The 7,891-nt window shown below is 72.1% G+C and carries 9 protein-coding genes; 3 read left to right on the forward strand and 6 right to left on the reverse strand.

Translation table 11 applies throughout. The features are described 5' to 3' along the window. The 3 genes from VN520_RS05430 to VN520_RS05440 all read right to left on the reverse strand — a co-directional run. Positions 1-2,312, reverse strand: a 2,312-nt coding sequence (locus VN520_RS05430) for a Tex family protein (protein WP_325745689.1), incomplete at its 3' end; no start/stop codon positions are given. 177 nt (positions 2,313-2,489) lie between these two features. After that, a complete protein-coding gene (locus tag VN520_RS05435; protein ID WP_325745690.1) occupies positions 2,490-2,621 on the reverse strand; it encodes an LPFR motif small protein in 132 nt (43 codons plus the stop codon). A 68-nt stretch (positions 2,622-2,689) separates the two neighbouring features. Next, entirely contained in the window at positions 2,690-3,553 is an 864-nt protein-coding gene (locus tag VN520_RS05440) for an SCO6745 family protein (RefSeq protein WP_325745691.1), read from the reverse strand. A gap of 134 nt (positions 3,554-3,687) precedes the next feature. Here VN520_RS05440 and VN520_RS05445 point away from each other — a divergent pair, with 134 nt between their 5' ends. Then, on the forward strand, positions 3,688-4,644 hold the full coding sequence (locus VN520_RS05445) for a GlxA family transcriptional regulator (RefSeq protein WP_325745692.1): 957 nt from the start codon (positions 3,688-3,690) through the stop codon (positions 4,642-4,644). 61 nt (positions 4,645-4,705) lie between these two features. After that, positions 4,706-5,374, forward strand: coding sequence for a DJ-1/PfpI family protein (locus VN520_RS05450; protein WP_325745693.1), 669 nt, complete (start codon positions 4,706-4,708; stop codon positions 5,372-5,374). Here the strand turns inward: VN520_RS05450 and VN520_RS05455 are convergent. Then, complete coding sequence (locus VN520_RS05455) at positions 5,328-6,128, reverse strand: enoyl-CoA hydratase/isomerase family protein (protein ID WP_325745694.1); 801 nt, start codon at positions 6,126-6,128, stop codon at positions 5,328-5,330. The two genes, VN520_RS05450 and VN520_RS05455, sit on opposite strands and share 47 nt — an antisense overlap. Before the next feature lie 265 nt (positions 6,129-6,393). Here VN520_RS05455 and VN520_RS05460 point away from each other — a divergent pair, with 265 nt between their 5' ends. After that, entirely contained in the window at positions 6,394-6,849 is a 456-nt protein-coding gene (locus VN520_RS05460) for an ATP-binding protein (RefSeq protein WP_325745695.1), read from the forward strand. Positions 6,850-6,873: 24 nt separating this feature from the next. Here the strand turns inward: VN520_RS05460 and idi are convergent, their stop codons facing one another. Beyond that, on the reverse strand, positions 6,874-7,467 hold the full coding sequence (gene idi, locus VN520_RS05465; RefSeq protein WP_325745696.1) for an isopentenyl-diphosphate Delta-isomerase: 594 nt from the start codon (positions 7,465-7,467) through the stop codon (positions 6,874-6,876). Between the two features lie 146 nt (positions 7,468-7,613). Next, positions 7,614-7,891, reverse strand: a 278-nt coding sequence (locus tag VN520_RS05470; protein WP_325745697.1) for an N-acetyltransferase, incomplete at its 5' end; no start/stop codon positions are given.

A 7,891-nucleotide genomic window follows, 5' to 3' on the forward strand; every position in this document is an offset into this window, starting at 1 on the left:
GCGCGCCGATCACCGCGCCGGCCGGAAGCCCCCTGCCGGCCGTCCTGATCCTGCCGCTGCCGGGGCGGCCGCTCACCTCCGCCCTGTGGGTTCCGCTCGCGCTGCTTCGGGCCCTGCCCGCCGCCCTGGCCCGCCGCCGCCCCGTCGTCCAGCCGCAAGGACAGCGAGACACGCTTGCGCGGGATGTCGACGTCCATGACCTTCACCTTCACGATGTCACCCGGCTTCACGACATCCCTCGGGTCCTTGACGAACGTCCGCGACATCGCCGACACATGGACGAGACCGTCCTGGTGGACGCCGATGTCCACGAACGCGCCGAACGCGGCCACGTTCGTGACGACCCCCTCCAGCACCATCCCGGGGGCCAGGTCGCCGAGCTTCTCGACGCCTTCCTTGAACGTGGCCGTACGGAAGGCGGGCCGCGGGTCGCGGCCGGGCTTCTCCAGTTCCTTGAGGATGTCGGTGACGGTCGGCAGACCGAACTTCTCGTCCACGAAATCGTCCGGGCGCAACGACCGGAGGGTGTCCGTGTTGCCGATCAGCGAAGCGACGTCACCACCCGTCCGCTTCACCATCGTCCGGACCACGGGATATGCCTCCGGGTGCACGCTCGACGCGTCCAGGGGATCGTCGCCGCCCCGGATCCGGAGGAAGCCCGCGCACTGTTCGTACGCCTTCGGGCCCAGCCGCGCCACGTCCTTCAGCGCGCGGCGGGAGCGGAAGGGGCCGTTCGCGTCCCGGTGGGCGACGATGTTCTCGGCCAGGCCGGATCCGATGCCGGACACGCGCGAGAGCAGCGGCGCCGACGCGGTGTTGACGTCGACCCCCACGCCGTTCACACAGTCCTCGACCACCGCGTCCAGGGAACGCGACAGCTTCACCTCGGACAGGTCGTGCTGGTACTGGCCGACGCCGATGGACTTCGGATCGATCTTCACCAGCTCCGCCAGCGGGTCCTGCAGCCGGCGTGCGATCGAGATCGCGCCGCGCAACGACACGTCCATGTCGGGGAGCTCCTGCGAGGCGAAGGCCGACGCCGAGTACACGGAAGCGCCCGCCTCCGACACCATCACCTTGGTGAGCTTCAGCTCCGGGTGCCTGTCGCACAGTTCTCCGGCGAGCTTGTCGGTCTCGCGGGAGGCCGTGCCGTTGCCGATCGCGATCAGGTCGACCTGGTGTTCCTTGGCGAGACGCTCCAGCGTGGCCAGCGACTGGTCCCACTTGTTCGCCGGCACATGCGGATGGATGACATCCGTCGCGACGACCTTGCCGGTCGCGTCCACGACGGCGACCTTCACCCCCGTACGGAAACCGGGGTCGAGTCCCAGGGTCGCCCGGGTGCCGGCCGGGGCGGCGAGCAGCAGATCGCGCAGGTTCGACGCGAAGACCCGCACGGCCTCGTCCTCCGCCGCCGTACGCAGCCGGAGCCGCAGGTCGATCCCGAGGTGCACCAGGACCCGGGTGCGCCAGGCCCAGCGCACGGTGTCGCCCAGCCATTTGTCCCCCGGCCGGCCGCGGTCCGCGACCTCGAACCGGCGGGCGATCATGTTCTCGTAGGACGAGGGGCCCGGCTGCTCCGACGGCTCCTCCGGCTCCAGGACCAGGTCGAGCACGCCCTCCTTCTCGCCCCGGAGCATCGCGAGGACGCGGTGGGAGGGCAGCGCGGTGAACGGCTCGGCGAAGTCGAAGTAGTCGGCGAACTTCGCGCCCGCCTCCTCCTTGCCGTCCCGCACCTTCGCGACGACCCTGCCGCGCGACCACATGCGTTCGCGCAGTTCGCCGGTGAGATCGGCGTCCTCGGAGAAGCGCTCGGTCAGGATCGCCCGGGCGCCTTCCAGCGCCGCCGCCGGGTCCGCCACGCCCTTTCCGGCGTCGACGAACGCGGCGGCGGCGGTGAGCGGATCGACGGACGGGTCGCCGAGCAGCCCGTCGGCCAGGGGCTCCAGGCCCGCCTCGCGTGCGATCTGCGCCTTCGTCCGGCGCTTCGGTTTGAACGGGAGGTAGATGTCCTCCAGCCGTGCCTTGGTGTCGGCCGCCCGGATCTGCGCCTCCAGGGCGGCGTCGAGCTTGCCCTGTTCACGTACGGAATCGAGGACCGCCGCACGGCGGTCCTCGAGTTCCCGCAGATACCGCAACCTCTCCTCGAGCGTGCGCAGTTGCGCATCATCGAGCATCTCGGTCGCTTCCTTGCGGTAGCGCGCGATGAACGGCACGGTCGACCCGCCGTCGAGCAAGTCGACGGCCGCCTTCACCTGACGCTCGCGTACGCCGAGCTCCTCGGCGATCCTGCCTTCGATGGACGTCGTCACGGTTTTCCCGACTCGCCTTCTCGTACTGGCTGTGCTGGCTGTGCCACTGGGGTGCTCCACACCCGGGTGGGCCCCTTCGCCTGCATTGTGCCGGGTTGCCGAGGGCCGTGTCGCGTGACCTGGTCGATCACGGCCCCCAGGTCCTCTCGAAGGTGCTCGGGCCGAAGGCGCCCGGACTCATGCGCGCCGGGTCCCGCCGCTGCGTGACGCGCCGCCGAAAAGACCTGCCACGAGCCGGAAGGGCAGGGTCACCACGGTGGCGACGGCCGAGCCGACGGTACTCGGAGCGTTCGCGATCGCACGGAACACGGTGTGCCTCCTTCGCAGGGTGCGACCAACGCCTGGCCGCTTCCGCCCGTGGTGAACGTGTGCGGGATTCAGCCCTTGCCGACCAGATCGCCGGGGAAGGCTCCGGCGGAGGCCGCGGTGAAGAGGAATTCGCGGCCCAGTTCGGTGAGCCGGTCCACACCCGCGGCGCCCAGGTGCTCGTACGGTGCGGCGTCCATACGGTCCGTCGCCTCCTCCAGGTCGGCCCTGAGGGCGGTGCCCGCATCGGTCAGCTCGCCCTGCGCGTCCAGCAGGCCCCGGCCGCGCAGTCGCTCCACCGCCGCGTCCCAGTCCGCGCGGCGCCAGCCACGGGTGGCGATGAGCCAGCGCGGTGCCATTCCCTTGCCGGTGGCGGTGTGGCTGACCAGAGCCTCCAGGGGGTTGAGACCGGCCATGAGCAGTGCGGCGAGGTGCCCGTCGCCGCGGTGCTCGCGCAGCAGCGTCGCCGCGTGCCAGTACGCCAGATGCGGCTGGTCCGGCACCTCCAGGTCCGCGTGGGCGGCGTACAGCGGACGGGCGTGACGGGTGCAGGCCTCGGCGACCCGCAGAGCCAGCCCGGCCGCCTCCGTCATCTCCGGGGAGCTGATGATCTCCTCGCCGAGCACCCGGCGCAGCGTCGAGTCGGCCGCCCGCAGACGGGCGTCGAGCGCGGCCTGAGGAGTGATGTCCGCCCAGACGGCGGGCAGATGGCGGGCCACCAGTTCGTGGTTGAAGTTGTAGAAGGTGGCGGTGACCGTGCCCGCCCCGGCGGCACCCAGAGCCGCGCCGCGCGCGGCGAAGTAGACCCGGCTCCCGTCCTCGACGCCGGCCTCCCCGAACTCCTTGCCGAGGTCGGGGGAGAAGTAGACACAGGAGTGCAGCGGGTTGAGCGCGTTGTGGCAGCGCCGTCCGGCGCGCGGGGGAAGAGTACTCATGCCAGCACGTTACCGACTGGTCGGTACGTGTGGTGGGACCGGATGGGCCGCCGGAGGGCCGCGAGTCCCGGATGGCAGGAAAGGTGGGGAACTCGTCATTGCGGCCATCGGGCGGCGCACCCAGGATGGCGGACATGAAGCAGCGATCCGTACTCGTCGTCCTCTTCGACGGCGTCCAGAGCCTCGACGTGAGCGGCCCGGTCGAGGTCTTCGCCGGCGCCTCCCGCTTCCCCGGGGTCTCCTACGACCTGCGTACCGCCTCGCTCGACGGAGCCCCGGTCCGCTGCTCCAGCGGCCTCACACTCGTCCCCGACGCCGCCCTCGCGGACGTTCCGGTGCCCGATCTGCTCCTCGTACCGGGAGGCGCCGGCACGAGGACGCCCGACCCGGAGCTGGTCAGCTGGCTCCGCACGCACGCCCCGCAGGCGCGGGACCTGGTGTCGGTGTGCACCGGCGCCCTTCTCCTCGCCGAGGCGGGGCAGCTCGACGGCCACCGGGTGACCACCCACTGGTCCGTGTGCGAGACGCTCGCCCGGACGTATCCGGCGGTGCGCGTGGACCCCGACCCGGTCTTCGTACGCGACGGGCGCCTGGCGACTTCGGCCGGCGTCACCGCCGGCATCGACCTCGCGCTCGCCCTGGTCGAGGAGGAACACGGGCGGGACGTGGCGCTCACCGTCGCCCGCCACCTCGTCGTCTTCCTGCGGCGCCCCGGCAACCAGGCGCAGTTCAGCGCCCAGCTCATCGCGCAGACCGCCGTACGTGAACCCCTGCGCGAGGTCCAGCACTGGGTCACCGAGCATCCCGGCGCCGACCTCTCGGTGGAGGCGCTCGCGGCCCGCGCAGGGCTCTCGCCCCGGCACTTCGCCCGTGCGTTCCAGGCCGAGACCGGGCTGACTCCCGGCCGGTACGTCGAACGCGTACGCCTCGAACAGGCACGGCGGCTCCTGGAGGACACGGGCGACGGCATCACCGGCATCTCCCGCGCCAGCGGCTACGGCACCCCGGAGGCGATGCGCCGCGCCTTCGTCAAGGCCCTCGGGACCGCGCCCGCCGAATACCGGCGCCGCTTCCGCGCCCAGCCCGCCTGACGGGACGGCGCCGCGACAGCAGGCCTGCCCGCACCACGACAGCAGCAAGGAAAGGGACATCATGCAGATCGCCATCGTGCTCTTCGACCGCTTCACCGCGCTCGACGCCGTGGGCCCCTACGAGATGCTCAGCCGGGCCCCCGGCGCCGGGACCGTCCTCGTCGCCGAGCGGCCCGGAGCCGTGCGCAACAACAGCGGCAGCCTCTCGCTCGTCGCCGACCGGGCGCTCGCAGACGTGCCCGCCCCCGATGTGGTGGTCGTGCCGGGGGGCCCGGGGCAGAGCGATCAGATGGAGAACGAGGCACTGCTCGGCTGGCTGCGGACGGCCGATGCCACCAGCACCTGGACGACCTCGGTGTGCACCGGCTCCCTGCTGCTCGCCGCTGCCGGACTGCTCACCGGCCGGCGTGCCACCTCGCACTGGCTCGCCCTCGACGCCCTGAAGACCTTCGGGGCCGAGCCGACGGGGGAGCGGGTGGTCCTCGACGGCAAGTACGTGACCGCTGCCGGTGTCTCCTCCGGCATCGACATGGGCCTCACCCTGCTGGGCAGGATCGCGGGCGACGAGCATGCCCGGAACGTCCAGCTGCTGACCGAGTACGACCCCCGGCCGCCCTATGACTGCGGATCACCGGACAAGGCCCCGACGGCCATGGTCGAGCAGTGGCGGGCCAGGAGCCGGTTCATCCTGAAGCAGGCGAGGGACCGGCGCCCCCCGTCGTCCAGGTGAAGCGGGGAGCGCGGCGCTCCAGGAAGGCGGCGACCCCCTCGGCGGTGTCGCCGCTGCCGAGTGCCTGCCGCGACCAGTACGCGTCCCGGTCCTCGCGGCCGTCGGCGAACTCCTTCGCCGCGGCCTGGGTCAGCTGCGAACGCGACGCCAGTACCTGCGCGAACGCACGCACCCGCTCCTCCAGCCCGCCCTCCGGCAGGACCTCGTCCACCAGCCCCGTGCGCAGCGCCCGTTCCGTCCCGATCAGCTCCCCGGAGAACAACAGGAACTTCGTGGCGGCCGGCCCGACGAGCGCGACCAGCCGGCGTGTCGACGACGAGGGATAGACGATCCCGAGCTTGGCCGGGGTGACACCGAAGGAAGCGCCCTCCTCGGCGAAACGCAGATCGCACGCGGCCGCGAGCTGGCTGCCGCCGCCCACGCAGTATCCGCGTACGGCGGCCAGCGTCGGCCGGGGGAAGGCGGCCAGGGCCTCCTCGGCCCGCACGGCGAGCGCCTGCGGCCGCCCGCCCGGGTCCCGGAGGGAGGCGATGTCCGCACCTGCGCAGAAGGTGTCGCCGGCGCCGGTGAGCACGAGCACGCGTACACCGGCGTCGGCGGCCAGGTCCTCCAGCAGCAGGGGCAGCGCCCGCCACATGTCCGAGGTCATGGCGTTGCGCTTGGCGGGGTTGCTGATGACGACGGTGGCGACGCCGTCCGCGAGCGTGTGCTCCAGCCGCGGCTCCGTCCCTGCCGCCTGCTCCCTGGGATCCATGCCCCGGATGCTATCCGTACGGCCCGGACCGTGGTCCGCGGCTGAACGGCGCGGGCCGGGGACGGGCTGTCAGCCCGGTGGCGGGACCGGATGAGGCCCGAAGAGGGTGAGAAGTAGTCCAATCACCTGACGCTGTCATACCCGCTCGGACAAATTCTTTCCATAAGAAGCCACTTGTGATCAGAGCTGTGGTCCTGACCACACTCTTACCGACACTCGTTACCCGATGGTCAGTGACATGCGAGCCGAGAGCGGGTGGCGGTCTATGGAGAGCCGTGGGAGTGTTCCGGCCCGTCCCGTGCCGTACGAGGGGGTGTGGCGCTTCACCGCACCCGCCGTCGACGTCTCGGTACCGCAGGCCCGGCACGCCGTGCGGGACCTCCTCGGCCGGCAGGGTGTGCCCGTCGAGGACGGCATCCTCCAGGGTCTGCTGCTGATCGTGTCCGAGCTGGTCACCAACGCGGTCCGGCACGCGGCGCTCCTCTCGCCCGAGCTGGCGGTCGAGGTGGCCGTCGGAGCGGAATGGATCAGGGTCTCCGTCGAGGACAACCACCCCTACCGTCCGACCGCGCTGGTCACCGACCACGCGCAGACCGGCGGCCGCGGGCTGCTCCTGGTGCGTGAGATCACCGCCGAGGCGGGCGGCGCCTGCGACGTGGAGCACACCGCGGGCGGCGGCAAGATCATCTGGGCGGCGCTGCCGCTGAGGACGCAGCCCTGACCGCCCCGCGGGCCGCGTGCGGCTTCACCAGCCGGCGGAAGGCCCCGTCAGCTCCCTGATCGCGGGCCGCGCGGCGTCCAGCACGGTCATGAACCACGCCGAGAAGGGCGCCGCGGCATGCCGCTCCGCGAGCTCGGCGGCGGTCACGAAGGCCGTCTCGCCGACCTCTTCCCCGTCCGGCCGCAGGCGCTCCTGCACCATCCCGACGTACAGGTGGTTGAACTCCTGCTCCACCAGCCCCGACACCGGATCCGGATGGTTGTAGCGCACCGTGCCCGCCGCGGCGAGCAGCGAGGGCGAGACTCCCAGCTCCTCGTAGGTACGCCGGGCGGCCGCCGCGAACGGCGCCTCACCCGGGTAGGGGTGGCCGCAGCAGGTGTTCGACCACACGCCGGGGGAGTGGTACTTGCCGAGCGCGCGGCGCTGCAGCAGCAGCCGCCCCTGCTCGTCGAAGAGGAAGACGGAGAACGCCCGGTGCAGCTGCCCGGGGGCCTGGTGGGCCGCGAGCTTCTCCGCGGTGCCGATGGTGGTGCCGTCCTCGTCGACCAGTTCGAGCATGATCGCGTCTGCTGTGGCGTTCGACGAGCTGTGCGCCGCGGTGGCTGGTGTGGTCGGCATACCCATCCTTCGCTTTGGTTCCCGGCCTCGTGCGCCGGGCCCCTCGAGTGCGGTCAAGTCTGCCGTACAAAAGCCGCTTGTCCGCACTTCGGGTGCTGGCATGTCCGTCCCGCCGCGCCCCGGGGCGCGGCGGGACGGACACCGCGTCAGACCCCGAAGGCCGCCGGATAGCGGATCGTGCCCGTCGGCACCGGCACGGAGCCGTCGAGGACCAGCGCCATCATCGCCTCGTCAGGGACCTCGAAGCCCGGCCTGATCCCGAACCGCGACGCCGGCACGAAACCGAAGGCCGGGTAGTACTCCGGATGCCCGAGCACCAGGACGAGCGGCTCCCCGCGCAGCCGCGCGGCGTCCAGCACCGCCCGGACCACCGCCCGCCCGGCTCCCCGGCGCTGGTGGCCCGGCGCGGTCGACACCGGGGCCA

This window comes from Streptomyces sp., from assembly GCF_035563135.1.
Lineage (GTDB): Bacteria > Actinomycetota > Actinomycetes > Streptomycetales > Streptomycetaceae > Streptomyces.

Bases quoted from the DNA above. Each gene is read 5' to 3' on its own strand.
- VN520_RS05455 (WP_325745694.1), bottom strand. From the start codon at position 6,128: ATGGATCCCAGGGAGCAGGCGGCAGGGACGGAGCCGCGGCTGGAGCAC.
- VN520_RS05440 (WP_325745691.1), bottom strand. From the start codon at position 3,553: ATGAGTACTCTTCCCCCGCGCGCCGGACGGCGCTGCCACAACGCGCTC.
- VN520_RS05445 (WP_325745692.1), top strand. From the start codon at position 3,688: ATGAAGCAGCGATCCGTACTCGTCGTCCTCTTCGACGGCGTCCAGAGC.
- VN520_RS05460 (WP_325745695.1), top strand. From the start codon at position 6,394: ATGGAGAGCCGTGGGAGTGTTCCGGCCCGTCCCGTGCCGTACGAGGGG.
- idi (WP_325745696.1), bottom strand. From the start codon at position 7,467: ATGCCGACCACACCAGCCACCGCGGCGCACAGCTCGTCGAACGCCACA.
- VN520_RS05450 (WP_325745693.1), top strand. From the start codon at position 4,706: ATGCAGATCGCCATCGTGCTCTTCGACCGCTTCACCGCGCTCGACGCC.